This is a genomic window from Bacillus sp. FJAT-29814 (assembly GCF_001510715.1).
In the GTDB taxonomy this organism is placed as follows: domain Bacteria; phylum Bacillota; class Bacilli; order Bacillales; family Cytobacillaceae; genus Neobacillus.
This window is the reverse complement of the sequence record NZ_LMTJ01000014.1, coordinates 25,189-51,252: the sequence shown is the minus strand read 5'-3', so window position 1 is coordinate 51,252 and position 26,064 is coordinate 25,189. Positions and strand designations below refer to the sequence as shown.

The 26,064-nt window shown below is 43.5% G+C and carries 38 protein-coding genes; all 38 read right to left on the bottom strand.

Annotation, left to right across the window (positions count from 1 at the left end):
- Window positions 1-11: 11 nt before the first annotated feature.
- Window positions 12-809 (bottom strand): energy-coupling factor transporter transmembrane protein EcfT, encoded by a 798-nt coding sequence (locus AR334_RS26745; protein ID WP_066321343.1) that lies wholly within the window; start codon window positions 807-809, stop codon window positions 12-14.
- Window positions 806-1,675 (bottom strand): energy-coupling factor ABC transporter ATP-binding protein, encoded by an 870-nt coding sequence (locus AR334_RS26740; protein WP_066321342.1) that lies wholly within the window; start codon window positions 1,673-1,675, stop codon window positions 806-808. Before AR334_RS26740 ends, AR334_RS26745 begins: the two co-directional genes overlap by 4 nt.
- Window positions 1,651-2,490 (bottom strand): energy-coupling factor ABC transporter ATP-binding protein, encoded by an 840-nt coding sequence (locus AR334_RS26735; RefSeq protein ID WP_066321337.1) that lies wholly within the window; start codon window positions 2,488-2,490, stop codon window positions 1,651-1,653. Before AR334_RS26735 ends, AR334_RS26740 begins: the two co-directional genes overlap by 25 nt.
- Before the next feature lie 451 nt (window positions 2,491-2,941).
- Window positions 2,942-3,304 (bottom strand): 50S ribosomal protein L17, encoded by a 363-nt coding sequence (rplQ, locus tag AR334_RS26730; protein ID WP_066321335.1) that lies wholly within the window; start codon window positions 3,302-3,304, stop codon window positions 2,942-2,944.
- A 54-nt stretch (window positions 3,305-3,358) separates the two neighbouring features.
- Window positions 3,359-4,303, bottom strand: coding sequence for a DNA-directed RNA polymerase subunit alpha (locus tag AR334_RS26725; RefSeq protein ID WP_066321333.1), 945 nt, complete (start codon window positions 4,301-4,303; stop codon window positions 3,359-3,361).
- Between the two features lie 174 nt (window positions 4,304-4,477).
- Window positions 4,478-4,867, bottom strand: coding sequence for a 30S ribosomal protein S11 (gene rpsK / locus AR334_RS26720; RefSeq protein WP_066321331.1), 390 nt, complete (start codon window positions 4,865-4,867; stop codon window positions 4,478-4,480).
- Between the two features lie 22 nt (window positions 4,868-4,889).
- Window positions 4,890-5,255, bottom strand: a complete 366-nt coding sequence (rpsM, locus tag AR334_RS26715) for a 30S ribosomal protein S13 (RefSeq protein WP_066321326.1) — start codon at window positions 5,253-5,255, stop codon at window positions 4,890-4,892.
- A gap of 24 nt (window positions 5,256-5,279) precedes the next feature.
- A complete protein-coding gene (gene rpmJ, locus AR334_RS26710) occupies window positions 5,280-5,393 on the bottom strand; it encodes a 50S ribosomal protein L36 (RefSeq protein ID WP_000868344.1) in 114 nt (37 codons plus the stop codon).
- Between the two features lie 35 nt (window positions 5,394-5,428).
- The gene (gene infA, locus AR334_RS26705; RefSeq protein WP_007085268.1) at window positions 5,429-5,647 is read right to left on the bottom strand and encodes a translation initiation factor IF-1; all 219 of its coding nucleotides are present in this window, start codon (window positions 5,645-5,647) and stop codon (window positions 5,429-5,431) included.
- A 309-nt stretch (window positions 5,648-5,956) separates the two neighbouring features.
- Complete coding sequence (locus AR334_RS26700) at window positions 5,957-6,607, bottom strand: adenylate kinase (protein WP_066321325.1); 651 nt, start codon at window positions 6,605-6,607, stop codon at window positions 5,957-5,959.
- Between the two features lie 61 nt (window positions 6,608-6,668).
- Window positions 6,669-7,964 (bottom strand): preprotein translocase subunit SecY, encoded by a 1,296-nt coding sequence (secY, locus tag AR334_RS26695; RefSeq protein ID WP_066321322.1) that lies wholly within the window; start codon window positions 7,962-7,964, stop codon window positions 6,669-6,671.
- Window positions 7,964-8,404, bottom strand: coding sequence for a 50S ribosomal protein L15 (gene rplO, locus AR334_RS26690; protein ID WP_066321320.1), 441 nt, complete (start codon window positions 8,402-8,404; stop codon window positions 7,964-7,966). Before rplO ends, secY begins: the two co-directional genes overlap by 1 nt.
- Before the next feature lie 32 nt (window positions 8,405-8,436).
- On the bottom strand, window positions 8,437-8,619 hold the full coding sequence (rpmD, locus tag AR334_RS26685; protein ID WP_066321317.1) for a 50S ribosomal protein L30: 183 nt from the start codon (window positions 8,617-8,619) through the stop codon (window positions 8,437-8,439).
- Between the two features lie 14 nt (window positions 8,620-8,633).
- On the bottom strand, window positions 8,634-9,134 hold the full coding sequence (rpsE, locus tag AR334_RS26680) for a 30S ribosomal protein S5 (RefSeq protein ID WP_066321315.1): 501 nt from the start codon (window positions 9,132-9,134) through the stop codon (window positions 8,634-8,636).
- Between the two features lie 24 nt (window positions 9,135-9,158).
- The gene (gene rplR / locus AR334_RS26675) at window positions 9,159-9,521 is read right to left on the bottom strand and encodes a 50S ribosomal protein L18 (RefSeq protein ID WP_066321313.1); all 363 of its coding nucleotides are present in this window, start codon (window positions 9,519-9,521) and stop codon (window positions 9,159-9,161) included.
- 32 nt (window positions 9,522-9,553) lie between these two features.
- A complete protein-coding gene (gene rplF / locus AR334_RS26670; RefSeq protein WP_066321311.1) occupies window positions 9,554-10,090 on the bottom strand; it encodes a 50S ribosomal protein L6 in 537 nt (178 codons plus the stop codon).
- Window positions 10,091-10,121: 31 nt separating this feature from the next.
- Window positions 10,122-10,520, bottom strand: coding sequence for a 30S ribosomal protein S8 (gene rpsH / locus AR334_RS26665; protein ID WP_066321306.1), 399 nt, complete (start codon window positions 10,518-10,520; stop codon window positions 10,122-10,124).
- 31 nt (window positions 10,521-10,551) lie between these two features.
- Window positions 10,552-10,737 carry a 30S ribosomal protein S14 gene (gene rpsN, locus AR334_RS26660; RefSeq protein ID WP_001085700.1) on the bottom strand — a complete coding sequence of 62 codons (186 nt, stop codon included), beginning with the start codon at window positions 10,735-10,737 and terminating at the stop codon, window positions 10,552-10,554.
- 23 nt (window positions 10,738-10,760) lie between these two features.
- The gene (gene rplE / locus AR334_RS26655; protein ID WP_066321303.1) at window positions 10,761-11,300 is read right to left on the bottom strand and encodes a 50S ribosomal protein L5; all 540 of its coding nucleotides are present in this window, start codon (window positions 11,298-11,300) and stop codon (window positions 10,761-10,763) included.
- A gap of 27 nt (window positions 11,301-11,327) precedes the next feature.
- The gene (rplX, locus tag AR334_RS26650) at window positions 11,328-11,636 is read right to left on the bottom strand and encodes a 50S ribosomal protein L24 (RefSeq protein ID WP_066321301.1); all 309 of its coding nucleotides are present in this window, start codon (window positions 11,634-11,636) and stop codon (window positions 11,328-11,330) included.
- Between the two features lie 35 nt (window positions 11,637-11,671).
- Complete coding sequence (gene rplN, locus AR334_RS26645; RefSeq protein WP_038538479.1) at window positions 11,672-12,040, bottom strand: 50S ribosomal protein L14; 369 nt, start codon at window positions 12,038-12,040, stop codon at window positions 11,672-11,674.
- A 40-nt stretch (window positions 12,041-12,080) separates the two neighbouring features.
- Complete coding sequence (rpsQ, locus tag AR334_RS26640) at window positions 12,081-12,344, bottom strand: 30S ribosomal protein S17 (protein ID WP_066321295.1); 264 nt, start codon at window positions 12,342-12,344, stop codon at window positions 12,081-12,083.
- 26 nt (window positions 12,345-12,370) lie between these two features.
- Window positions 12,371-12,571 carry a 50S ribosomal protein L29 gene (gene rpmC / locus AR334_RS26635; RefSeq protein ID WP_066321294.1) on the bottom strand — a complete coding sequence of 67 codons (201 nt, stop codon included), beginning with the start codon at window positions 12,569-12,571 and terminating at the stop codon, window positions 12,371-12,373.
- Entirely contained in the window at window positions 12,561-12,995 is a 435-nt protein-coding gene (gene rplP / locus AR334_RS26630; RefSeq protein WP_066321290.1) for a 50S ribosomal protein L16, read from the bottom strand. Before rplP ends, rpmC begins: the two co-directional genes overlap by 11 nt.
- A gap of 1 nt (window position 12,996) precedes the next feature.
- On the bottom strand, window positions 12,997-13,653 hold the full coding sequence (gene rpsC / locus AR334_RS26625) for a 30S ribosomal protein S3 (RefSeq protein WP_066321288.1): 657 nt from the start codon (window positions 13,651-13,653) through the stop codon (window positions 12,997-12,999).
- Between the two features lie 3 nt (window positions 13,654-13,656).
- Window positions 13,657-13,998 (bottom strand): 50S ribosomal protein L22, encoded by a 342-nt coding sequence (gene rplV / locus AR334_RS26620; RefSeq protein ID WP_066321287.1) that lies wholly within the window; start codon window positions 13,996-13,998, stop codon window positions 13,657-13,659.
- 17 nt (window positions 13,999-14,015) lie between these two features.
- Window positions 14,016-14,294 (bottom strand): 30S ribosomal protein S19, encoded by a 279-nt coding sequence (rpsS, locus tag AR334_RS26615; RefSeq protein WP_066321286.1) that lies wholly within the window; start codon window positions 14,292-14,294, stop codon window positions 14,016-14,018.
- Between the two features lie 60 nt (window positions 14,295-14,354).
- Complete coding sequence (gene rplB, locus AR334_RS26610) at window positions 14,355-15,185, bottom strand: 50S ribosomal protein L2 (RefSeq protein WP_066321284.1); 831 nt, start codon at window positions 15,183-15,185, stop codon at window positions 14,355-14,357.
- 28 nt (window positions 15,186-15,213) lie between these two features.
- Window positions 15,214-15,498, bottom strand: a complete 285-nt coding sequence (gene rplW, locus AR334_RS26605; protein ID WP_066321281.1) for a 50S ribosomal protein L23 — start codon at window positions 15,496-15,498, stop codon at window positions 15,214-15,216.
- Complete coding sequence (gene rplD / locus AR334_RS26600) at window positions 15,498-16,121, bottom strand: 50S ribosomal protein L4 (protein WP_066321274.1); 624 nt, start codon at window positions 16,119-16,121, stop codon at window positions 15,498-15,500. Before rplD ends, rplW begins: the two co-directional genes overlap by 1 nt.
- Window positions 16,122-16,150: 29 nt before the next feature.
- Complete coding sequence (gene rplC / locus AR334_RS26595; RefSeq protein ID WP_066321272.1) at window positions 16,151-16,777, bottom strand: 50S ribosomal protein L3; 627 nt, start codon at window positions 16,775-16,777, stop codon at window positions 16,151-16,153.
- Between the two features lie 39 nt (window positions 16,778-16,816).
- Complete coding sequence (rpsJ, locus tag AR334_RS26590) at window positions 16,817-17,125, bottom strand: 30S ribosomal protein S10 (RefSeq protein WP_007085291.1); 309 nt, start codon at window positions 17,123-17,125, stop codon at window positions 16,817-16,819.
- Window positions 17,126-17,507: 382 nt separating this feature from the next.
- Complete coding sequence (tuf, locus tag AR334_RS26585) at window positions 17,508-18,695, bottom strand: elongation factor Tu (RefSeq protein ID WP_066321270.1); 1,188 nt, start codon at window positions 18,693-18,695, stop codon at window positions 17,508-17,510.
- A gap of 130 nt (window positions 18,696-18,825) precedes the next feature.
- Complete coding sequence (gene fusA / locus AR334_RS26580; protein WP_066321264.1) at window positions 18,826-20,907, bottom strand: elongation factor G; 2,082 nt, start codon at window positions 20,905-20,907, stop codon at window positions 18,826-18,828.
- A 51-nt stretch (window positions 20,908-20,958) separates the two neighbouring features.
- Window positions 20,959-21,429: a 30S ribosomal protein S7 gene (gene rpsG / locus AR334_RS26575; protein ID WP_066321259.1), complete on the bottom strand. Its 471-nt coding sequence runs from the start codon at window positions 21,427-21,429 to the stop codon at window positions 20,959-20,961.
- A 41-nt stretch (window positions 21,430-21,470) separates the two neighbouring features.
- Window positions 21,471-21,893: a 30S ribosomal protein S12 gene (gene rpsL, locus AR334_RS26570; protein ID WP_066321257.1), complete on the bottom strand. Its 423-nt coding sequence runs from the start codon at window positions 21,891-21,893 to the stop codon at window positions 21,471-21,473.
- 103 nt (window positions 21,894-21,996) lie between these two features.
- On the bottom strand, window positions 21,997-22,245 hold the full coding sequence (locus AR334_RS26565) for a 50S ribosomal protein L7ae-like protein (RefSeq protein ID WP_066321256.1): 249 nt from the start codon (window positions 22,243-22,245) through the stop codon (window positions 21,997-21,999).
- 136 nt (window positions 22,246-22,381) lie between these two features.
- Complete coding sequence (gene rpoC / locus AR334_RS26560) at window positions 22,382-25,981, bottom strand: DNA-directed RNA polymerase subunit beta' (RefSeq protein WP_066321255.1); 3,600 nt, start codon at window positions 25,979-25,981, stop codon at window positions 22,382-22,384.
- Window positions 25,982-26,064: the final 83 nt, after the last annotated feature.

The following is a 26,064-nucleotide window of genomic DNA, read 5'->3' as shown; positions in this document are numbered from 1 at the left end:
GCCAATCTCCATTATGCACGTAATAAAATCAGCAGCACAGTTAACAGCGCTAGCACCACAAGCTGCAGGGTATCAACCATTCTCCAGCTTAACTGGCGATATTTTGTTCTGCCTTCGCCGCCGCGGTATCCTCTTGCTTCCATCGCCACCGCAAGCTCTTCAGCACGCTTAAACGAACTTACAAACAAAGGAATCAGCAACGGGATGACCGCCTTGATGCGTTCTTTAACTGGCCCACTCGCAAATTCCACGCCACGAGCAATTTGCGCCTTCATGATCTTATCCGTTTCCTGCATCAACGTTGGAATAAACCGCAAAGAAATCGACATCATCAGCGCCATTTCATGAACCGGGAACTTCACCTTTTTTAAAGGATTCAGCAAGGTTTCCAATCCATCAGTTATCTCAATCGGAGTGGTTGTGAGCGTTAGCAGTGACGTCATTAGGATAAGGAAGAAGAATCGCAAGGAAATAAACAGCCCCATCCGGATGCCTTCCTCATAAATCTTCACTGGTCCCCATGACCATACGAGTGCTCCCTCTTTAGTAAAGAACAATTGCAATAAAAACGTAAACAACACAAGCCACAATATCGGCTTTAGGCCGCCAAATAAAAACTTGAAAGGCACCCGAGACATTCCAAGCATGATAAAAGTATAAATTCCGATAAGTGCATAAGTAAGCCAATTATTGGCAAGGAAAATAATACAAACAAATAAGAAAATAATAATCAGCTTGGCGCGTGGGTCCATCCGGTGCATCACCGAATCTGCCGGTACATAACGGCCGAAAATCATTTTTTCCATCATGTGCGGACACCTCCGCCTAGCCGCTCTGTTACCGCTGCTGTTAGTTCTTCAATTGATAAATAGATTTTCCCCAAATTAAGGCCGGTCTTTTCCTCCAGCTTTAACTGGAATCGAACAACTTCTGGAACATCGAGACCCATTTGCACCAAATCCTCCGGCGCCGAGAAGATCTCTTCCGGTGTGCCTCGTTTGGCAACACGCCCCTGTTGCATAATCACGATTTGATCAGCATATCTTGCGGCATCCTCCATACTGTGGGTAACGAGGATGGTCGAAAGATTTCTTTCCTTATGAAGCTCATAGAACATGTCCATGATTTCTTTCCGGCCGCGCGGGTCCAACCCGGCAGTCGGTTCATCCAACACAATCACATCCGGATTCATCGCCAATACACCGGCTATGGCAACACGGCGCATTTGCCCGCCTGACAGGTCAAACGGCGATTTCTCCAAGATTTCTTCACCCAAGCCAACTTGCTTTATCGCAACCCGGGCCCGATCTTTTGCGGCCTTCTCGGAAATGCCGAAGTTCATCGGTCCGAAAATGATATCCTTTTCGACTGTTTCCTCAAATAACTGATGCTCCGGGAATTGAAATACAATGCCCACCCGCTGCCGGATGGCCCGAAGGTTTTTATTTTTCTCATTCGCCTTTACCTCGCGGTCGCCAATTTTGACACTTCCTTGTGTCGGCTGCAGGAGAGCGTTCAAATGCTGCAGTACAGTCGATTTACCCGAACCGGTATGACCAATCAAAGCCAGGTAAGTACCGGATGGAATATCAATTGTGACGTCCTGAATCGCCAGCCGTTCAAATGGCGTACCCGCCTGGTAACGGTATTCTACATTCGAGAGTGAGATGTCCATAGCTCTGTCACCAACTCTTCTTCGGTTAAAAAATGTTTAGATAATTGAAATCCTTGCTGCCGGAACGCTTTGCTCATTTTGACCGAGAACGGGATATCGAGCCCCAGCTTCACAAGCTCTTCATCCATTGAAAAGATCTCCTCTGGTGTTCCTTCCCGGTAAACCTCTCCTCTGTTCATCACAATGATTCGGTCCGCCTTGGCAGCCTCGTCCAAATCATGGGTAATCGAGATGACGGTTAATGATTTTTCATTTTTCAAGGTTCGGACAGTTTCTAAAACTTCGTCTCTGCCACGGGGGTCAAGCATCGATGTTGCTTCATCGAGGATAATAATGGACGGCCGCAGCGCCAATACGCCAGCAATCGCAACCCGCTGCTTTTGTCCTCCAGACAGATGGTGGGGCTCTTGATATAGAAATTGATCCATCTTCACTTTTTTTAAGGCATCCTGGACCCGTCCAACCATTTCTTCGCGCGGGATGCCCATATTTTCTAAACCAAAAGCCACATCATCCTGCACGGTGGTTCCGACAAACTGATTATCGGGATTTTGAAACACCATGCCGAGCTGTTTGCGCACGTCCCAGACTGTCTCCTCATTTAACAGAAGCCCGCATACAGAGATTTCTCCTTCACTAGGGAACTGCAAACCATTTAACAGCTTGGCCGTGGTTGATTTTCCAGAGCCGTTATGCCCGACAATCGCCAGCCATTCTCCTTCATAAATATCAAACGTTACGGATTTAAGCGCATACTGCCCCTGGCTGTCATATTGAAACGAAACGTCTTTAAGTGACACGATCGCCTTGTTCATCCTGTTTCCCCCTCGCCTCAACTCTTCTCCACTCTTTATGAATCGGTATATACAAAAAAAGCCTGCACCTCATCCCCAGGCAGGAACGATTTCTACTGCCTAATAGACACTTCTGAAATAACAGAAATGGGAGGAGGTGCATGAGCTAGACGAGACGTAAAGAAGAAAAGGAATGGACAGTTTTCTCCCCGGGAAAGCTATGAAAACATAGAGGTCGCTCCTAGAACAGGAGTTACGCTCATCGTAACGCTCTTTTTGGCTTGGTTCGCAAAAGGAGGTGTGAGCAGAGCTACACTCTACTAGACACAACTCCAATTATTATTAGATTATACAACAAAGGGTTGAACACTGAATCTTTGCGGCGCTCCGCCCCTTTACAAATATACAGAAAAAGGGCAGAGAACTAGTTTGTTCTAAACCTGTCCAGTACCCTTGTTGTCTGTGAAATATATTAAACTAACTCGATGATAACCATTGGTGCACCATCGCCGCGGCGTGGTCCAAGCTTCATAATACGAGTATATCCGCCTTGACGCTCTGCATAGCGTGGAGCGATATCAGCGAAAAGTTTTTGAAGTGCATCTTGGCCAGTTTCAGCATTCGCTACTTCATTACGAACGAAAGAAGCTGCTTGACGGCGAGCGTGTAAGTCACCGCGCTTTCCAAGAGTGATCATCTTCTCAACAGTAGAGCGAAGTTCTTTCGCACGAGTTTCTGTTGTTTCGATGCGCTCGTTGATGATTAAGTCTGTTGTTAAATCGCGAAGCATAGCTTTACGCTGTGCACTTGTACGTCCTAACTTTCTGTATGCCATGAAGGGTTCCCTCCTTTTTGAAGTCATTCAACGGATTGGTGTCAAATGTAAGGGCTAGTCGTCCTTGCGTAAGCCCAATCCAAGCTCTTCTAGTTTAGCCTTCACTTCTTCGAGTGATTTGCGGCCCAAGTTGCGCACTTTCATCATATCTTCTTCAGTTTTGTTAGCCAATTCCTGAACAGTGTTGATACCGGCACGCTTTAAGCAGTTATAAGAACGAACAGAAAGATCCAGTTCTTCAATTGTCATTTCTAGAACTTTTTCTTTTTGATCCTCTTCTTTTTCAATCATGATCTCAGCATTCTGTGCTTCATCGGTCAACCCAACGAAAATATTCAAATGCTCAGTTAAAATTTTTGAACCAAGAGCGATTGCTTCTTTTGGCCCAGTGCTTCCATCTGTCCAAACATCAAGCGTTAGCTTGTCATAGTTTGTCATCTGACCAACACGAGTATTTTCTACTTGATAAGAAACACGTAGAACCGGAGTGTAAATGGAATCAATCGGAATCACACCAATTGGCTGATCTTCACGTTTGTTTTGGTCAGCCGGAGTGTAGCCGCGTCCGCGACGAGCCGTCAACCGCATGTGAAGATGTCCATTTGCCGCCAATGTTGCAATGTGAAGGTCTGGGTTTAAAATCTCGACATCACTGTCATGCGTGATATTGCCAGCTTTGACAGGCCCTTCGCCTTGAACATCAATTTCAAGTGTTTTCTCTTCATCAGAGTAGATTTTTAAAGCTAATTTTTTAATGTTTAAAATGATGGATGTTACATCCTCTACGACGCCTTCAATTGTTGAGAACTCATGTAGTACCCCATCCATTTGAATCGATGTAACAGCGGCACCTGGGAGTGAAGATAAAAGGATACGACGTAAGGAGTTACCCAAAGTGGTACCATATCCACGCTCTAGTGGCTCTACGACGAACTTCCCGTATTTGGCATCATCGTTGATCTCAATCGTTTCGATTTTTGGTTTTTCTATTTCGATCATCAAATAACCCTCCTTCAAAACGTCGAAACCTCGATTAGTGTTTGGCTAATCGAAATTCCCCCATGTTTACGTTCCCGTTTTGTGCACAACAACTGGAATAAATCTTCTGTAAAAGGCAATAAATTCATATCATATCCCATTATAGACAAATGATACAAATTCTATACAGAAAAATTAAACGCGACGACGTTTTGGCGGACGGCATCCGTTATGTGGAACAGGTGTAACGTCTTTGATGGCAGTAACTTCAAGACCAGCAGCTTGCAGCGCACGGATTGCAGCTTCACGACCTGAACCAGGTCCTTTAACTGTTACTTCCAAAGTTTTCATGCCATGTTCCATAGATGCCTTTGCAGCAGTTTCAGCAGCCATTTGAGCCGCGAATGGAGTAGATTTACGAGAACCCTTAAACCCTAGCGCACCGGCACTTGACCAAGAAAGTGCGTTTCCATGAACATCAGTGATCGTTACAATCGTATTGTTAAAAGTTGAACGGATATGAGCGATACCTGCTTCAATATTCTTTTTAACACGACGTTTACGTGTATTAGTTTTACGAGCCATTTATATGAACCTCCTTTGCCGATTACTTCTTCTTGTTCGCAACTGTCTTACGAGGACCTTTGCGGGTACGAGCGTTGTTTTTCGTATTTTGTCCACGAACAGGTAAACCACGACGATGACGTAAACCGCGGTAGCAGCCGATTTCCATCAAACGTTTAATGTTTAAGGAAACTTCACGACGAAGGTCACCTTCAACTTTTAATCTGTCGATGATATCACGGATTTTGTTTAATTCGTCTTCAGTCAAGTCGCGTACACGAGTATCTTCAGAAACGCCAGCTTCTGCCAATACTTTTTGTGCAGTCTTTTTACCAATACCAAAAATGTAAGTTAAAGAGATAACTACACGCTTTTCACGTGGAATATCTACACCAGCAATACGTGCCATTTAAAATGTGCACCTCCCTTATTATTAGCCTTGTTTTTGTTTATGTTTAGGGTTTTCACAGATAACCATAACTTTACCGCGTCTACGGATGACTTTGCACTTTTCGCAGATCGGTTTAACAGATGGTCTTACTTTCATGATCCTAACCTCCTTGGTAATACGGAGTGCTTCAGTTATTTAAAGCGGTAGGTAATTCTTCCGCGTGTCAAGTCATATGGAGAAAGCTCTACAGTTACTTTGTCTCCAGGAAGAATCCGGATGAAATGCATGCGGATTTTACCGGAAACATGAGCCAGCACCGTATGACCATTTTCCAATTCTACCTTAAACATCGCATTCGGCAAAGTTTCAATAACTTTACCTTCAATTTCAATAACATCATCTTTGGCCACGGGTCTCGTCTCCCTTCTCTTTTTAAAAATTGCGTTCGTCAAAACCAGTAATGTAAAGCGGCTTTTGTAATTACACAGTGTCAACCTTACAATTCTAACATAAAGACCACCCGCTGTCCTCTAGTAATGTTTACTAAAGCATCGGCAGCAGAAAAAGTACTTTATCTCATGTAAGTCTTGCCCCAAACCGTGTACCGCATACTTGTGTATGCTAGAAAAACCATTGTGCTTACATACTTTTCAATCTTATTGGAGATATTCGAGAGTCGCTTGCCCGGTAAGTCCTAAGGGCTTCGCAGAGATGATCATTCAGCTTAAACCCCCAAGCAGTTCTTGAATATCAGTAAACACCTTGTGAATATCCTGCTGACCATCGATCGTGCGCAAATAACCCTTTGTTTCATAAAAAGTCAATAATGGCTCTTGTTGTTTGATGTTGACGTCCAAACGATTTTGCACCGTTTCGGCATTATCATCCGCACGCTGATATAGCTCGCCACCGCAGCGGTCGCATACGCCTTCTTTTGCCGGCGGGTTGAACACGAGATGATAAGTTGAACCGCAATCTTTGCAGATCCGGCGTCCTGTCAAACGCTCCATTAAGATACTTTTGTCCACGTTTATATTAATCACATAGTCAATTTTCTTGTTTAAGTCAACTAATAGATTTTCTAACGCTTCCGCTTGAGGTACGGTTCTTGGAAAGCCATCCAGCAAGAAGCCTTTTTGGCAATCATCTTTGCCAAGACGTTCACGGACAATTCCGATTGTAACCTCATCAGGTACAAGTTCGCCTTTATCCATGAAGGACTTTGCCTTCAAACCCAGTTCAGTACCTTCCTTCATCGCTGCACGGAACATATCTCCAGTAGAAATATGAGGGATGCCGTATTGCTCGACAATTTTTTCAGCCTGGGTGCCCTTGCCGGCTCCCGGTAGCCCCATTAATACTAAGTTCACACGTATTCCCCCTCGTGCTATGTGTAGGTTTTGGGGCCCGATGAGGGTCCCGCTAAACCTATTATTTTATAAATCCTTTATAATGACGTTTAACCAATTGAGCTTCAAGCTGCTTATACGTTTCTAGCGCAACACCGACAACAATGAGCAAGCTTGTTCCGCCAATTTGCGCCGATTGCGGCAGGTTCGCAATTTTAATAAATAAAACTGGAAGTACAGCAATCACAGAAAGGAAAATAGCACCGACAAATGTTAAACGATATAAGACGCGTGTTAAATATTCTTGCGTGCTCTTACCAGGACGAATTCCCGGAATATAGCCGCTTTGCTTTTGTAAGTTTTCCGCTGCTTGTTCAGGGTTAACTTGAATAAAGGCATAAAAATATGTGAACGCGATTATCAATGCTGCATAAAGAATCATTCCGATTGGATGAGAATAGTCAAATACTCTCATAATCCAAGCCGTAACATCATTCGTTGGGAAGAATGAAGCGACCGTTCTTGGTGTAACTATAAATGATACAGCAAAGATAACAGGGATAACGCCGGCTGCGTTAACCTTTAACGGCATGTGTGTCGACTGTCCGCCGACAGGGTTACGACCGACTGCCATCCGCTTTGCATATTGAATTGGAATCTTACGTGTTGCTTGCTGGATGAAAATAACCCCAACAATAATTGCGAGAATCGCTAGTGCGATTAAGATCACTGTAACGATGTTTAGGAATAGCTTATCACCTGCATTTTCAAACTGTTGAACAAACATTTGATTCATTACAGTTGGAATGCCGGCAACGATACCAGCAAAGATGATGATGGAAATACCATTTCCCACACCTTTAGCTGTAATCTGCTCACCTAACCACATCAAAAACGCAGTACCTCCTGTTAACACCACCGCAATTAACAAATAAGTGCCGATTCCTGGATTTAAAATCAACTGTCCATTTGACATATTGTTAAACCCATAAGACATACCCAATGCTTGGATAAAGCCCAGCACAATCGTAAAATACCGGGTAAATTGGGCCAGCTTGCGACGGCCAGACTCCCCTTGCTTCGACCATTCAGTGAACTTCGGAACAACGTCCATTTGCAGCAACTGAATAATAATCGAAGCCGTAATGTAAGGCATGATCCCCATAGCAAAGATGGAAAATTGCTTTAACGCTCCACCGCCAAATGTATTTAGGACTCCAAATACACTCAGCTTATCTTGCGCCGCAAGGGCCTCTGCATTTACACTTGGAACCGGTATAAAGGTACCGATCCTAAAAACTACTAACATTAAAAGGGTGAATATGATCTTTCGACGTATATCACCCACGCGCATAAAATTGGAGATTGTCTGGAACATTAGATCACCTCAGTGGTTCCACCAGCAGCTTCGATCGCTTCCTTAGCAGCAGAGGAGAATTTGTGAGCTTTAACAGTCAGCTTTTTCTCAACGTTCCCTTTGGCAAGAATTTTGATTCCTGCTTTTTCGTTACTTACTACGCCTGTTTCGATAAGAAGTTCTGGAGTAACTTCTGTACCTTCCTCAAAGCGGTTTAATGCATCAAGATTTACAACGGCATATTCCTTGCGGTTAATGTTTGTAAATCCACGCTTTGGTAAACGACGGAATAAAGGCGTTTGACCACCTTCAAAACCTACACGTACACCGCCGCCTGAACGGGCTTTTTGACCTTTATGACCTTTACCCGCAGTTTTACCTTGGCCGGATCCGATACCGCGGCCTAAGCGTTTGCGCTCATGACGAGACCCTTCAGCAGGTTTTAACTCATGAAGTTTCATATTGGCACCTCCTTATGAAAGAAAACAATCGATTATTGTTCTTTTACTGTTACAAGGTGAGCAACTTTATTAATCATACCGCGAATAGCAGCGTTGTCTTGATGCTCAACTGTTTGATTCATTTTACGTAAACCTAGCGCTTTAACTGTTTCGCGTTGGTCCTCTGGACGACCGATCACGCTACGGCTGAGGGTAACTAAAAGTTTATTCGCCATTTGATTTCCCTCCCTTATCCTAACAGTTCTTCTACTGATTTACCACGTAATTTTGCTACGTCTTCAGCACGTTTTAATTGTTTTAGACCTTCTACAGTGGCACGTACCATATTAATTGGAGTGTTTGTTCCTAAGGATTTAGAAAGGATATCCTGAACGCCAGCCAATTCAAGTACAGCACGAACCGGACCACCAGCGATAACTCCAGTACCTTCAGAAGCAGGCTTTAACAGGATTTCGCCAGCGCCAAAGCGGCCAATTACCTCGTGAGGAACTGTTGTTCCAACCATCGGTACTTCAACCAAGTTTTTCTTTGCATCTTCGACAGCTTTGCGGATTGCATCAGGTACTTCTTGTGCTTTACCAGTACCAAAGCCAACATGACCGTTTTTATCTCCGACTACAACAAGAGCAGAGAAACGGAAACGACGTCCGCCTTTAACTACCTTCGCAACACGGTTAACCGTAACTACGCGTTCTTCTAGTTCAAGTTTGTTTGGATCAATGCGACGCATTATTTTATGTCCCTCCTTTGTCTATTAAAATTGTAAGCCGTTTTCGCGGGCAGCACCAGCTAATGCTTGAATACGGCCATGGTATAAGTAACCCCCACGGTCAAAAACAACATTAGTGATACCTTTTTCTACCGCACGTTTAGCGACTAATTCTCCAACCTTTTGAGCAGCATCAGCATTGCTAGTTGACTCAAGGTTTAGTTCTTTATCTAATGTAGAAGCACTTGCTATAGTAACTCCTAATACGTCATCGATTACCTGAGCATAAATATGCTGGTTAGAACGAAACACGTTTAGACGCGGACGAGCAGAGGTACCGCTAAGCTTCGCACGAACACGACCATGTCTTTTCTTGCGAGTAGCGTTTTTGTCTTGCTTCGTAATCATTTACGTCACTCCTTTCGTTTACTTATGCGGCATTACTTACCTGTTTTACCTTCTTTACGACGAACAAATTCACCTTCGTAACGAATCCCTTTGCCTTTATACGGCTCTGGAGGACGAACTTGGCGAATGTTGGCTGCTAATTCACCAACACGTTCTTTATCAATACCTCTAACAGTAATCTTTGTGTTAGCAGGCACTTCGATTTCAAGTCCGGTTTCAGGTTCAAATTCAACTGGGTGAGAGTATCCAACGTTTAATACAAGTTTGTTACCTTGCTTTTGAGCACGGTATCCAACCCCGATTAACTCTAATTTCTTTTCGAATCCTTGAGCAACACCCTCGATCATATTCGCAAGTACCGCACGTGTTGTACCGTGCAATGCGCGGTGCTCTTTCACGTCAGATGGACGAGTGATCGTTACAGTATTCTCTTCGATGTTGATGGCAATTTCAGGATTAAAAGAGCGAGTAAGTTCGCCTTTTGGTCCTTTTACAGTAACAGTGTGGTTGTTATTTGTAACTGTTACACCTGCTGGAATTTCAATAGGTTTTTTTCCTATACGAGACATTTAGTGCACCTCCATTCATTCAAAAAATCGATTACCAAACGTAAGCTAAAACTTCTCCGCCGATTTGCTTGGCACGAGCTTCTTTATCAGTGACCACACCATTTGAAGTTGATACAAGTGCGATCCCAAGACCGTTAAGTACGCGAGGTACTTCAGTTGATTTAGCGTAAACGCGAAGACCAGGCTTGCTAATACGCTTAAGACCAGTAATAACACGTTCGTTATTTGCACCGTATTTTAGGAAGATACGGATGATACCTTGTTTGTTGTCTTCGATATATTCAACGTCACGGACGAAGCCTTCACGCTTAAGGATTTCAGCGATTTCTTTTTTAATATTAGAAGCAGGCACTTCTAATTTTTCGTGACGTACCATGTTCGCATTACGAATGCGAGTAAGCATATCTGCAATTGGATCTGTCATGACCATTAATTTTTACCTCCTTCCACAAGCTCTAGTTTTACCAGCTAGCTTTTTTAACACCAGGAATTTGTCCTTTATATGCTAATTCACGGAAACAAATACGGCAAAGCTTAAATTTGCGATATACAGAGTGTGGACGGCCGCAACGTTCGCAGCGTGTGTACTCTTGTACTTTGAATTTAGGCGTGCGTTTTTGTTTCGCAATCATTGACTTTTTAGCCACGTTTTCGCCTCCTTATTTAGCGATTACTTTTGGAATGGCATTCCGATTTGAGTTAAAAGTTCACGGGACTCTTCATCAGTTTTTGCCGTTGTTACGATAACGATATCCATTCCACGAACCTTGCTTACTTTATCGTAATCAATTTCAGGGAAAATTAATTGTTCTTTAATCCCTAATGTGTAGTTTCCACGACCGTCAAATGCTTTTTTAGAAACACCACGGAAGTCACGTACACGTGGTAAAGAAACAGAAACTAATTTGTCCAGGAATTGATACATGCGCTCACCACGAAGGGTAACCTTTGCACCGATAGGCATGCCTTCACGAAGACGGAAACCTGCAATAGATTTCTTCGCGCGAGTTACAAGCGGCTTTTGACCAGTGATCGTAGCCAATTCATCGACTGCGTTATCAAGAGCTTTGGCGTTTGCAACAGCGTCACCTACACCCATGTTAACAACGATCTTTTCAATCTTTGGTACTTCCATTACTGATTTATAATTGAACTTGCTCATAAGAGCTGGAGTAATTTCCTTAAGATACTTTTCTTTTAGGCGGTTCATCTATTGTACCTCCCTTCTTAATTTAAACTATTTATCTAAAACTTCACCGGATTTTGCTACGCGTACTTTTTTGCCATCAACCACTTTGTGTCCAACACGAGTTGGGTTACCAGTCTTAGGATCGATAGGCATTACATTTGACACATGAATTGGAGCCTCGAAGCTGATGATTCCGCCCTGTGGGTTAGCTTGAGAAGGTTTTGAATGTTTTTTAACAATGTTCACACCTTCAACAAGTACACGGTTCTCTTTAGGATAAGCAGCCAGGATTACGCCTGTTTTGCCTTTATCCTTACCAGTCATGACTCTGACCTTATCACCTTTTTTTACATGCATCCGTAAGCACCTCCTTAAAGGCATTTGGATTATTATTATAGAACTTCTGGAGCTAAAGATACGATTTTCATAAAGTTGTTGTCGCGAAGTTCGCGGGCAACTGGTCCAAAGATACGAGTACCACGAGGGCTCTTATCTTCTTTGACAATAACACATGCGTTTTCATCGAAACGGATGTATGAACCGTCAGGACGGCGGACACCGCTCTTTGTACGCACTACTACTGCTTTAACTACGTCACCTTTTTTAACAACGCCACCTGGTGTTGCTTGTTTTACGGTGCAGACAATGATATCGCCGATGTTAGCTGTTTTGCGGCCGGAACCACCAAGAACTTTGATCGTCAGTACTTCACGAGCACCAGAGTTGTCAGCAACTTTTAAACGTGATTCTTGTTGAATCATGTGTGTAACCTCCCTTCGGAATCAAAGAATATCCGAACAATTAAATAATAACTGCTTTTTCTACTACTTCAACTAAACGGAAGCGCTTTGTAGCTGAAAGCGGGCGAGTTTCCATGATACGCACGATATCGCCAACTTTTGCTTGATTTTGCTCATCATGAGCTTTGTACTTTTTAGAGTACTTAACGCGTTTACCGTAAAGTGGATGCTTTTTGTATGTTTCAACAAGAACGGTAACAGTTTTGTCCATCTTGTCAGAAACAACGCGTCCAGTGTAAACCTTGCGTTGGTTACGTTCACTCATTCTTCGTGAACCCCCTCTCCTAGTTTCTACTTGTTAACGCTGATTTCTCTCTCACGAATCACAGTTTTCATGCGAGCGATTGACTTGCGTACTTCACGGATACGAGCTGTGTTTTCAAGTTGTCCAGTCGCCAATTGAAAGCGAAGGTTGAAAAGCTCTTCCTTTAAAGATTTAACTTTTTGTTCAATTTCAGCAGTGGTAAGGTCACGAATTTCATTAGCTTTCATTTGATTCACCACCAATTTCTTCACGTTTTACAAACTTGCATTTTACTGGAAGTTTGTGAGCTGCAAGACGTAGAGCTTCGCGTGCGATTTCTTCAGATACGCCAGCTAGTTCAAACATGACTTTGCCAGGTTTTACAACCGCTACCCAGCCTTCAGGTGAACCTTTACCGGAACCCATCCGCACTTCAAGAGGCTTTGCAGTGTATGGTTTGTGAGGGAAAATTTTAATCCAAACTTTACCGCCACGTTTCATATAACGAGTCATTGCACGACGTGCAGCTTCAATTTGACGGTTTGTAATCCATGAAGCTTCGACTGCTTGCAGACCGAATTCACCAAATGTTACTTCAGTGCCGCCTTTAGCGTTACCACGCATTTTCCCACGGTGTTGACGGCGAAATTTTACGCGTTTTGGCAATAACATATTATTTGCCTCCTTCCTCGGATTTCTTCTTAGTAGGAAGGACCTCTCCACGATAGATCCATACTTTAACACCAAGTTTTCCATAAGTAGTGTCTGCTTCTGCTGTAGCATAATCGATATCAGCGCGAAGAGTATGAAGTGGAACAGTTCCCTCGCTGTAGTGTTCAGAACGAGCGATATCGGCACCACCTAAACGACCAGATACCATTGTTTTGATACCTTTCGCACCTGCGCGCATTGCACGTTGGATCGCTTGCTTTTGAGCACGGCGGAAAGATACACGGTTTTCTAATTGACGAGCAATATTTTCTGCAACAAGCTTCGCATCAACATCAGCTCTCTTAATTTCAAGAATATTGATGTGTACACGCTTGCCAGTTAATTGATTTAACGCTTTACGAAGTGCTTCAACTTCAGTGCCGCCTTTACCGATTACCATACCAGGCTTTGCAGTATGAACAGTTACGTTAACACGGTTTGCAGCACGTTCGATTTCAACTTTAGAAACGGAAGCATCTTTTAGACGTTTCGTGATATATTCACGAACTTTAATGTCTTCGTGTAAAAGATCAGCAAAGTCTTTGCCTGCATACCATTTAGATTCCCAATCACGGATGATCCCGATACGCAAACCGACTGGATTTACCTTTTGACCCACTGATTATCCCTCCTTCTTTTCTGATAGAACGATTGTAATATGGCTAGTGCGTTTGTTGATTTGGCTTGCACGACCTTGTGCGCGAGGACGGAAACGTTTTAAGGTTGGTCCTTCGTCTACGAATGCCTGCTCAACAACTAGGTTATTTACGTCCATTTCATAATTGTGTTCCGCGTTTGCCATAGCGGATTTCAATACTTTTTCAACGACTGGAGAAGCAGCCTTCGGAGTCAGATTTAAAATCGCCACCGCTTCACCAACTTGCTTACCTCGAATTAAATCAACGACTAAACGTACTTTACGAGGAGCAATACGGACTGTTCTTGCAACAGCTTTAGCTTGCATTAGGATGCCCTCCTCTCTTAACGTCTTGTTTTCTTATCATCGTTACCGTGACCTTTGTAAGCGCGTGTTGGAGCGAATTCTCCAAGCTTGTGTCCTACCATGTCTTCAGTAACATACACAGGCACATGTTTACGGCCATCATAAACTGCGATCGTATGACCGATAAATTGTGGGAAAATCGTAGAACGACGAGACCAAGTTTTGATAACTTGCTTCTTATCAGTTTCATTTAACTTTTCAACTTTAACCATTAAATGATCATCAACGAATGGTCCTTTTTTTAAGCTGCGACCCATGAATGAACCTCCCTTCGTGATTGTTCTACGGTTCTATCCTTGAACCGTAGGTCAAACACGTTATTTTTTACGACGACGAATAATAAGTTTGTCGGATTTGTTTTTCTTCTTACGAGTCTTGTAACCAAGAGTCGGTTTGCCCCAAGGAGTCATTGGAGACTTACGTCCGATTGGTGAACGTCCTTCACCACCACCGTGTGGGTGATCGTTAGGGTTCATAACAGATCCACGTACAGTTGGGCGTTTACCTAACCAACGAGAACGACCTGCTTTACCAATGTTGATTAATTCGTGCTGTTCGTTACCTACCTGACCGATAGATGCACGGCACTCAGATAGAATCATACGAACTTCGCCGGAAGTTAAACGTACAAGTACGTATTTTCCTTCTTTACCAAGAACTTGTGCAGAAGTACCTGCTGAACGAACTAATTGTCCGCCTTTTCCTGGTTTTAATTCGATGTTGTGTACAACAGTACCAACCGGAATGTTAGCTAGTGGAAGGGCATTACCCACTTTAATGTCAGCTTCAGGACCTGACATAATTTCCATACCAACTTCCAAGTTTTTAGGAGCTAAGATATAACGCTTTTCTCCATCCGCATAATTAATTAATGCGATATTTGCAGAACGATTTGGATCGTACTCGATTGTGGCAACGCGTCCTGGAATGCCATCTTTGTTACGTTTAAAGTCGATTAAACGATATTGACGCTTATGGCCGCCACCTTGATGACGAACAGTTAACTTACCTTGGTTGTTACGGCCGCCTTTGCTCTTTAACGGAGCTAATAGGGATTTTTCTGGAGTGCTTGTTGTAATTTCAGCGAAATCAGAAACTGTCATGCCGCGACGACCGTTAGAGGTAGGTTTGTACTTTTTAATCGCCATTTTATTTCCCTCCTCTTCTTAGTGAATTTTAGCTTTCAAAGAATTCGATTTCTTTGCTGTCAGCTGTTAATTTTACAATTGCTTTACGACGTTTGTTTGTATAGCCGCCGAATTTGCCCATACGCTTGAATTTGCCTTTATAGTTCATGATGTTTACTCTTTCAACTTGAACACCAAAGATTTCTTGTACAGCATCTTTGACTTGTGTTTTGTTGGCTTTCACATCAACTTCGAACGTATATTTCTTTTCAGCAATTAGGTCAGTAGAACGTTCAGTGATAACGGGGCGCTTAATGATATCGCGTGCATCCATTATGCAAGCACCTCCTCTACTTTTTCAACCGCTGCTTTAGTCATGATCAATTTATCATGGTTTACAACGTCTAAAACGTTGATTCCATCAGCAGTTACAACTGTTACACCAGGAATGTTACGAGCAGATAATGCTACGTTTTCATCAAGGTCAGCAGTAACGATTAACGCTTTTTTCTCAACAGAAAGACCATTTAAAACAGCTTTGAAGTCTTTTGTTTTTGGCGCTTCAAATGCTAAGCTTTCCAATACTAAGATGTTTTCTTCTAACACTTTAGATGATAAAGCTGATTTGATCGCTAAACGACGAACTTTTTTAGGCATTTTATAGCTGTAGCTGCGTGGTGTTGGACCAAATACAGTACCGCCTCCGCGCCATTGTGGTGAACGAATGGAACCTTGACGAGCACGTCCTGTTCCTTTTTGACGCCATGGTTTACGGCCACCGCCTGCTACCTCAGAACGAGTTTTTACTTTATGAGTTCCTTGACGTAGAGAAGCTCTTTGCATAACAATTGCTTCGAATAATACGTGTTGGTTAGGCTCAATACCAAATACTGATTCATTAAGTTCGATTTCACCAACTTGTGAACCGCCTTGGTTTAATAATGCTACTTTAGGCATTCCTTTGTTCCTCCTTTCTCAGAAAGTGACTATGCTTTTACCGCACCTTTAATTTTTAGTAAAGCTTTTTTAGCTCCTGGAACGTTACCTTTAATCAAAAGTAAGTTGCGTTCAGCATCAACTTTTACGATTTCAAGGTTTTGAACAGTTACTTGCTCTCCGCCCATGCGGCCAGGTAATAATTTACCTTTGAAAACGCGGTTTGGAGCAACAGGTCCCATTGAACCAGGGCGACGATGATAACGAGAACCGTGAGCCATTGGGCCGCGTGATTGTCCATGGCGTTTGATTGAGCCTTGGAAACCTTTACCCTTTGAGATTCCTGTAACATCTACTAAATCGCCAGCAGCGAAAATATCAACTTTGACTTCTTGACCAACTTCAAAGCTTGCTAAGTCGTTTCCGCGGAATTCGCGAATGAAGCGCTTAGGAGCAGTATTTGCTTTTGCAACGTGTCCTTTTTCAGGTTTGTTTGATAGTTTTTCACGTTTGTCTTCGAAGCCTAATTGAACAGATTCATAACCGTCTGTGTCAACAGATTTCTTTTGAAGAACAACGTTTGGAGCTACCTCAACAACAGTTACCGGAATTAAGTTGCCGTTCTCTGCAAATACTTGAGTCATACCAATCTTTCTTCCTAAGATTCCTTTGGTCATGTAAGTCACACCTCCTAAATTTTTGTGTGTTTATTGTGATTAAAGCTTAATTTCGATATCAACACCAGATGGTAAATCCAATCTCATTAACGCATCAACTGTTTGTGGAGTTGGGTTAACGATGTCGATTAGACGCTTATGTGTCCGCATTTCAAATTGTTCACGAGAATCTTTGTACTTGTGAACCGCACGAAGAATTGTGTAAACAGACTTTTCAGTTGGAAGCGGAATCGGACCGGACACTGCTGCACCTGAACGTTTTGCTGTTTCAACGATTTTTTCCGCAGATTGATCAAGGATTCTGTGGTCATATGCTTTTAAGCGGATACGAATTTTTTGTTTTGCCATTATTTTCCCTCCTTTATTCGCCTATTTTTGAAAATAGACATACTCTGTGGAAATTTCCCACACACTCGCCATGGCAAAGCGGCCGGGTGTGTCAGCAACCTCCCACATCATCGCAGTCAAAGACCAACATTGTCTATTATACATAAAACATATGTCAAACGCAACATTTATCACGATTTTTTTTACTGTCTTTGACCTGAACACTTTTTCTATTATATAGGCTCATAATGTTGATTTCAACAGCTTATTGAAATCTCCAGTAATCTCCTAATTGTAAGGGTTTGCGTTTAATTTCTATATATATAGAAGAAACATGCTACTTTTTGAAAATGCGCACAAAAAAAGCAGCCGGATCGTCACCCGACTGCTCTTTAAATGTTAATTACTCAGCGATAGTTGTGATTGAACCTGAACCTACTGTACGGCCACCTTCACGAATTGAGAACTTAGTTCCTTCTTCGATCGCAACTGGAGCGATTAGCTCAACAGTCATTTCGATGTGGTCGCCAGGCATTACCATTTCAGTACCTTCTGGAAGAGTGATGATTCCAGTGATATCAGAAGTACGGAAATAGAATTGTGGACGGTAGTTTGAGAAGAATGGAGTATGACGTCCACCTTCTTCTTTTGATAATACGTAAACTTGTGCTTTAAACTTTGTGTGTGGAGTGATGGACTTTGGCTTAGCCAAAACTTGTCCACGCTCGATTTCTTCACGAGCTACACCACGAAGAAGGGCACCGATGTTGTCGCCAGCTTCAGCAAAGTCAAGAAGCTTACGGAACATTTCTACACCTGTTACAGTAGTAGATTTTGGCTCTTCAGTGAAACCTACGATTTCAACTACGTCACCAACTTTAACTTGGCCACGCTCAACACGGCCTGTAGCAACTGTACCACGGCCAGTGATTGAGAATACGTCCTCAACTGGCATCATGAATGGCTTGTCAGTGTCACGTGTTGGGTTTGGAATATAGCTGTCAACAGCTTCCATAAGTTCAACGATTTTTTCTTCCCACTCTGGTTCTCCTTCAAGAGCTTTAAGAGCAGAACCTTTGATTACAGGAATGTCGTCTCCTGGGAAGTCATATTCAGATAGAAGGTCACGAACTTCCATTTCAACTAGCTCTAATAATTCTTCGTCGTCAACCATATCACACTTGTTCATGAATACAACAAGGTAAGGTACGCCTACCTGACGAGAAAGAAGAATGTGCTCACGAGTTTGTGGCATTGGGCCGTCAGCAGCAGATACAACAAGAATACCGCCGTCCATTTGAGCAGCACCAGTGATCATGTTCTTAACGTAGTCAGCGTGTCCTGGGCAGTCTACGTGTGCGTAGTGACGGTTTGCTGTTTCGTACTCAACGTGAGAAGTTGAGATTGTGATTCCACGCTCTTTTTCTTCTGGAGCGTTGTCGATTTGATCATAACCGCGAGCTTCTGCACCGCCAATTTTAGCGAGAACAGTAGTGATTGCAGCTGTTAATGTAGTTTTACCGTGGTCAACGTGACCAATTGTACCAACGTTAACGTGTGGCTTAGAACGGTCAAATTTAGCTTTACCCATTAGGAAAATCCTCCTTTAATAAATAAAAGATAAGTATATTTTTAAGTGGAACTGCTAGTCAGGCTTCCGCCTAGATAACAGTTCCAAATATTACATAAGTAGTTATACTTTATATAAAGGCGAAAATCAATTATTCGCCTTTATTTTTTTTGATAATTTCTTCAGAGATTGATTTTGGTACTTCTTCGTAATGGTCAAAGTGCATGGAGAATACGCCACGGCCTTGAGTGCTTGAACGAAGTGATGTCGCATAACCAAACATTTCTGAAAGTGGAACCATCGCACGAACCACTTGGGCATTACCACGAGCGTCCATACCTTCAACGCGACCGCGGCGTGCAGTGATTTGTCCCATGATATCACCTAAATATTCTTCAGGGATAACAACTTCGACTCTCATGATTGGTTCAAGGATGACTGGTGCACACTTGGATGCAGCATTCTTAAGCGCTAGAGAAGCAGCGATCTTAAACGCCATTTCCGAGGAGTCAACATCATGGTATGAACCATCGAAAAGTCTTGCTTTGATATCAACCAACGGATAGCCGGCAAGTACGCCTCTTTCAAGGGAATCCTTTAAACCCGCTTCAACGGCTGGAACATATTCACGAGGTACTACCCCGCCAACAATACCGTTTTCAAATTCGAATCCTTTACCAGCTTCGTTTGGTGAGAATTCGATCCAAACATGTCCGTATTGTCCGCGACCACCGGACTGACGTGCAAATTTACCTTCTACTTGCGCAGAAGAAGTAAATGTTTCACGATAAGCAACCTGTGGTGCACCAACGTTCGCTTCAACCTTGAATTCGCGACGCATACGGTCAACGATAATATCAAGGTGCAGCTCACCCATACCGGCAATGATAACTTGTCCAGTTTCCTGGTTAGTATGTGCACGGAATGTTGGGTCTTCTTCTTGAAGCTTCTGAAGTGCAGTTGTCATTTTGTCTTGGTCAGCTTTTGACTTCGGCTCTACAGAAAGCTCGATTACTGGCTCTGGGAATTGCATAGACTCGAGGATAACAGGGTTTTTGTCATCACATAGAGTGTCGCCAGTAGTTGTATCTTTTAAGCCAACAGCTGCAGCAATGTCACCGGAGTAAACTGTTGTAATTTCCTGACGGTGGTTGGCGTGCATTTGCAGGATCCGTCCGATACGCTCACGCTTTCCTTTAGTAGAGTTCTGGACATAAGAACCAGAATCTAAAGTACCGGAGTAAACGCGGAAGAACGTTAATTTACCTACATAAGGGTCAGTCATTACTTTAAATGCAAGAGCAGAGAATGGCTCTTCATCGTTTGAATGACGCTCAACGATCTGGTCTTCATCATCAACAGAATGGCCTTTAATTGAAGGTACATCCAGTGGAGATGGAAGGTAATCGATAACAGCATCCAACATTGGCTGAACACCTTTGTTTTTAAATGCAGAACCACAGACTACTGGATAGAATTCAACGTTAACAGTACCTTTACGAATGCCAGCTTTCAGCTCTTCGATTGTGATTTCTTCACCACCAAGGTACTTTTCCATCAATTCTTCATCAAGTTCCGCAACTGCTTCAACTAATTTCTCACGCCATTCCTCAGCTAGAGCTCTATACTCTTCTGGGATTTCCACTTCTTGTACATCTGTTCCCAGGTCATTACCGTACATTCTTGCAGTCATTTCTACAAGGTCGATAATGCCTCTGAACTGATCTTCTGCACCGATTGGCAGTTGAATTGGATGAGCGTTTGCTTGAAGGCGGTCATGGATTGTCTTAACAGAATATAAGAAATCCGCGCCGATTTTGTCCATCTTGTTTACGAATACCACACGTGGTACACCGTAAGTTGTTGCTTGGCGCCAAACTGTTTCAGTTTGAGGCTCAACACCTGATTGTGCATCAAGTACCGCAACCGCACCATCAAGTACACGGAGGGAACGTTCAACTTCAACTGTGAAGTCTACGTGTCCCGGAGTGTCGATGATGTTTACGCGGTGGTTTTTCCACTGGGCAGTTGTAGCGGCGGAAGTAATGGTGATTCCGCGCTCTTGTTCCTGCTCCATCCAGTCCATCTGAGACGCACCTTCGTGAGTTTCACCGATTTTGTGAATCTTACCGGTGTAATAAAGGATACGCTCAGTAGTCGTGGTTTTACCAGCATCAATGTGAGCCATGATACCGATATTACGAGTCTTTTCTAAGGAGAACTCTCTTGGCATTGGGTCTTTCTCCTTCCTAGTATGAGTGTGTTTTTATTTTTGAAGGTAAAATTACCAACGATAGTGAGCAAACGCTTTGTTTGCTTCTGCCATTTTGTGTGTATCTTCACGCTTCTTAACAGATGCACCAGTGTTGTTAGCAGCATCCATGATTTCGTTAGCTAAACGCTCTTCCATCGTTTTTTCACCGCGAAGGCGTGAATAGTTAACTAACCAGCGAAGACCAAGAGTTGTACGGCGGTCAGGACGCACCTCAACTGGAACTTGGTAGTTGGCACCGCCGACACGGCGTGCTCTAACTTCTAGAACTGGCATGATATTTTTCATCGCTGCTTCAAATACTTCCATTGGATCTTTACCAGAACGCTCACGGATTGTATTGAATGCAGAGTAAAGAATTTCTTGAGATTTACCTCTTTTACCGTCGATCATCATCTTGTTGATCAGGCGAGTAACTAATTTTGAATTGTAAAGTGGATCTGGTAACACGTCTCTCTTTGCTACAGGACCTTTACGTGGCATGCTTTTTCCTCCTTTCAATGAAGCTTTCTATTTTAATGTGATTATTTTTTTGCTGCTTTCGGACGCTTAGTACCGTATTTAGAACGGCCTTGCATACGATTGTTAACGCCAGCTGTATCAAGTGCACCACGTACGATATGATAACGTACCCCTGGTAAGTCTTTTACACGTCCGCCACGGATAAGAACAACGCTGTGCTCTTGCAGGTTGTGGCCGATACCAGGAATGTATGCAGTCACCTCAATACCGTTTGTCAAGCGCACACGAGCATATTTACGTAACGCTGAGTTCGGTTTCTTCGGAGTCATTGTACCAACACGAGTACATACCCCGCGTTTTTGTGGTGATGATACGTTAGTTTGTGATTTCTTAAAGCTGTTGTAACCTTTATTAAGCGCTGGAGATTTTGACTTCTCTGCCGTTGATTGACGTGGCTTGCGCACTAATTGGTTAATAGTAGGCATTTGTTTTTCCTCCCTTCACTATTTGTAAGCCCACACATCCAGGTGGTTCATTTTTTTGCAAAAACAAAGTTTTTGCAGATTGCTCGATCTACAAAAACAGTTTTTAACGGATAATAGCTACAGCTGCAGCACTTACTTCAATCCTACATGCCTTTCCAAGTTTTTTCATCGAATCGACATATTGGACCGGAACGCCTAGCCTTTCTGCTTCATTCACTGCGGGACTCGTTACTTTCGCTTCGGCATCTGCCGCAATGACCAGCTCTTGTACTATGCCTTCTCTTAGTGCCTTAACTGTTTGTTTTGTTCCTATAATGACCTTGCTCGCCTGTAATACTTTTTCATAAGACATTTTGATATCCTCCAAAGTATCAGGTGTATAGGAGCACCTTTGATATATTAACATCTTGCCAATTATATGTCAACAATACTTTTAATATTTTTCTTAAAATACGGTACCTGCCATCAGGCAAGTACCGTTAATAATGTTATTCAACCGTAATCGGTTCTTCGGATGTTGTATCGCGAAGGACAGGCTCTGCTTTGCGGTAACGCTGCATTCCTGTTCCCGCTGGTACAAGCTTACCGATGATTACATTCTCTTTCAAGCCAAGCAGTTCATCGCGCTTGCCTTTGATGGCCGCATCGGTAAGAACTCTTGTTGTTTCTTGGAAGGATGCTGCCGACAAGAATGAATCTGTTTCAAGAGACGCTTTGGTAATACCGAGCAGCACCGGACGGCCGGTTGCTGGAAGTTTGCCATTTAACAATGCCTGTTCGTTAGCATCGGTAAATTGGTGAATATCAAGCAGCGTTCCTGGAAGCACGTCTGTATCGCCAGCATCGCTAACACGAATCTTGCGCAGCATTTGACGGACCATTACCTCTACGTGTTTGTCACCAATTTCAACCCCTTGCATCCGGTAAACTCTTTGAACCTCACGGAGCAAGTATTCTTGAACAGATATAACATCTTTCACTTTAAGAAGCTCTTTCGGATCAATTGATCCTTCTGTTAACTCATCTCCACGCTCAATCTGGTCGCCTACAGCTACCTTTAAGCGGGCTGTATATGGTGCATTATAGGTGCGTGATTCCACTTCGCCTTGAACGACAATCTCATGCTGGCGGTCACGGCCTTCGTTAATGCCTACAACCACACCATCAATTTCAGAAATAACGGCCTGGCCTTTAGGATTACGCGCCTCGAAGATTTCCTGGATACGCGGCAAACCTTGAGTGATATCGTTACCAGCAACACCGCCGGTATGGAATGTACGCATGGTCAACTGTGTACCAGGCTCACCGATGGACTGCGCTGCGATAATACCAACTGCTTCGCCCACTTCCACCTCTTGGCCAGTAGCCAAGTTGCGTCCGTAACACTTCTTACATACCCCATGACGGGTATTACATGTAAATGCTGAACGGATTTTCACTTCTTCAATACCCAAATTCGTGATTAGTTCGGCAAGGTCTTCGGTAATCAATTCATTTTCCTTCACGATGACTTCGTTCGTTTCTGGATGCTTAATTGGATTACGCGCATACCGTCCAATTAAACGCTCTTCAAGCGTCTCAATGATTTCTGTGCCATCCTTAATCGCACCAATCGTAAAGCCGCGGTCAGTACCGCAATCGTCTTCACGGACAATGACATCCTGAGCAACGTCAACAAGACGGCGTGTCAAGTAACCAGAGTCAGCTGTCTTAAGTGCTGTATCAGCAAGTCCTTTACGGGCACCGTGCGTCGAGATAAAGTACTCTAATACGGTTAATCCTTCACGGAAACTTGATTTGATTGGCAATTCGATGATACGTCCTGCCGGGTTGGCCATCAAACCACGCATACCAGCAAGCTGGGTAAAGTTCGAGGCGTTACCACGGGCACCGGAATCACTCATCATGAAGATAGGGTTCGTTTTATTCAAGGACTTCATCAACTTGCCCTGAATAACATCTTTCGCCTGGCTCCAGATGGAGATGACACGGTCATAGCGCTCATCTTCCGTAATCAAACCACGTCTGAATTGCTTTGTAACATTATCCACTTTAGCTTGCGCATCATGAAGGATTTGCTCCTTCTCGCCAAGAACGACGATGTCGGCAACACCTACAGTTATACCAGCTTTTGTGGAGTATTTAAAACCAAGGTCTTTCATGCGGTCAAGCATTTTTGACGTTTCAGTGATTTTGAACCGCTTGAATACTTCCGCAATGATGTTTCCAAGGATTTTCTTTTTAAACGGATCAATCAGTGGCATTGATTGAATCTTCGCCAAGATATCTTCGCCTTTTTCAACAAAATACTTCTCAGGTGTTTTAACCTCTAAATTATCCCTTGTAGGCTCATTGATGTAAGGGAATGATTTCGGAAGAATTTCGTTAAATACAAGCTTACCTACCGTTGTAATTAGCAGTTTGTTATTTTGTTCTTCCGTAAACGTTTCATTATTTAACGAACCAGCATGGACGGCAACCCGGGTATGCAGGTGTACATAGCCGTTTTGATAAGCCAACAAGGCTTCGTTTGTATCTTTAAAAATCATGCCCTCGCCGACGGCGCCTTCCCGCTCTAGGGTTAAGTAATAGTTACCCAATACCATGTCCTGAGACGGTGTAACAACCGGCTTTCCATCTTTAGGGTTCAAGATGTTTTGTGCCGCAAGCATTAATAGACGGGCTTCTGCCTGCGCTTCAGCTGAAAGCGGAACGTGAACGGCCATCTGGTCACCGTCGAAGTCGGCGTTGTAAGCCGTACAAACGAGCGGGTGCAAACGGATCGCGCGCCCTTCAACCAATGTTGGTTCAAAGGCCTGAATTCCCAGTCTGTGAAGCGTAGGGGCACGGTTTAACAGAACCGGATGTTCTTTAATGACATCTTCAAGGACATCCCAAACATCAGGAGATACCCGTTCGATTTTGCGTTTTGCTGATTTAATGTTGTGAGCAAGTCCTTTTTCGACAAGCTCTTTCATGACGAATGGCTTGAATAGTTCTAGCGCCATTTCCTTTGGAAGTCCGCACTGGTACATTTTCAAGTTAGGGCCGACGACGATAACGGAACGGCCAGAATAGTCAACCCGTTTTCCAAGCAAGTTCTGACGGAAACGTCCCTGTTTTCCTTTTAACATATGGGAAAGTGACTTTAAAGGACGGTTACCTGGACCTGTAACCGGACGACCACGGCGGCCGTTGTCGATTAGCGCATCGACAGCTTCCTGCAGCATCCGCTTTTCGTTTTGCACGATGATGCTTGGCGCACCCAAATCCAATAAACGCTTTAAGCGGTTGTTTCTGTTGATCACTCGGCGATAAAGGTCATTAAGGTCAGATGTGGCAAATCTGCCGCCATCCAATTGGACCATCGGACGCAGTTCCGGCGGAATGACCGGCAGTACATCAAGAACCATCCAGGATGGCTCGTTGCCGGAATTACGGAACGCTTCCAACACCTCAAGGCGCTTAATCGCCCGCGTACGACGCTGGCCTTGCGCAGTTTTAAGCTCTTCTTTTAACGCATCTACTTCTTTGTCCAGATTAATATCAGAAAGAAGCTTTTTGATCGCTTCGGCACCCATCGACGCCTGGAACTTATTACCGTACTTTTCACGATAGGCACGGTATTCTTTTTCAGATAGCAATTGTTTCTTTTCAAGTGCGGTATCACCGGATTCGGTTACCACATAGGAAGCAAAATAAATGACTTCCTCCAAAGCGCGAGGTGACATATCCAAAACAAGCCCCATCCGACTTGGTATTCCTTTAAAGTACCAAATATGGGAAACAGGAGCTGCTAGTTCAATATGACCCATACGTTCACGGCGAACTTTTGCGCGGGTTACCTCAACACCGCAACGGTCACAGACAACACCTTTATAACGGACACGTTTGTACTTGCCGCAGTGACACTCCCAGTCCTTTGTCGGACCGAAAATTCTTTCACAGAATAAACCGTCTTTTTCCGGCTTTAACGTACGATAGTTGATTGTTTCAGGTTTTTTCACTTCACCAAATGACCACGAACGGATCTTATCAGGCGATGCAAGACCAATTTTCATATACTCAAAATTATTGACGTCAAGCATAGGGGGCCTACCTCCCTTTTTATGTCCAGGTTTTACCCTTCAATACAGCTAAAATTAAAAAGCGCACTTAAGAACAGCCATAG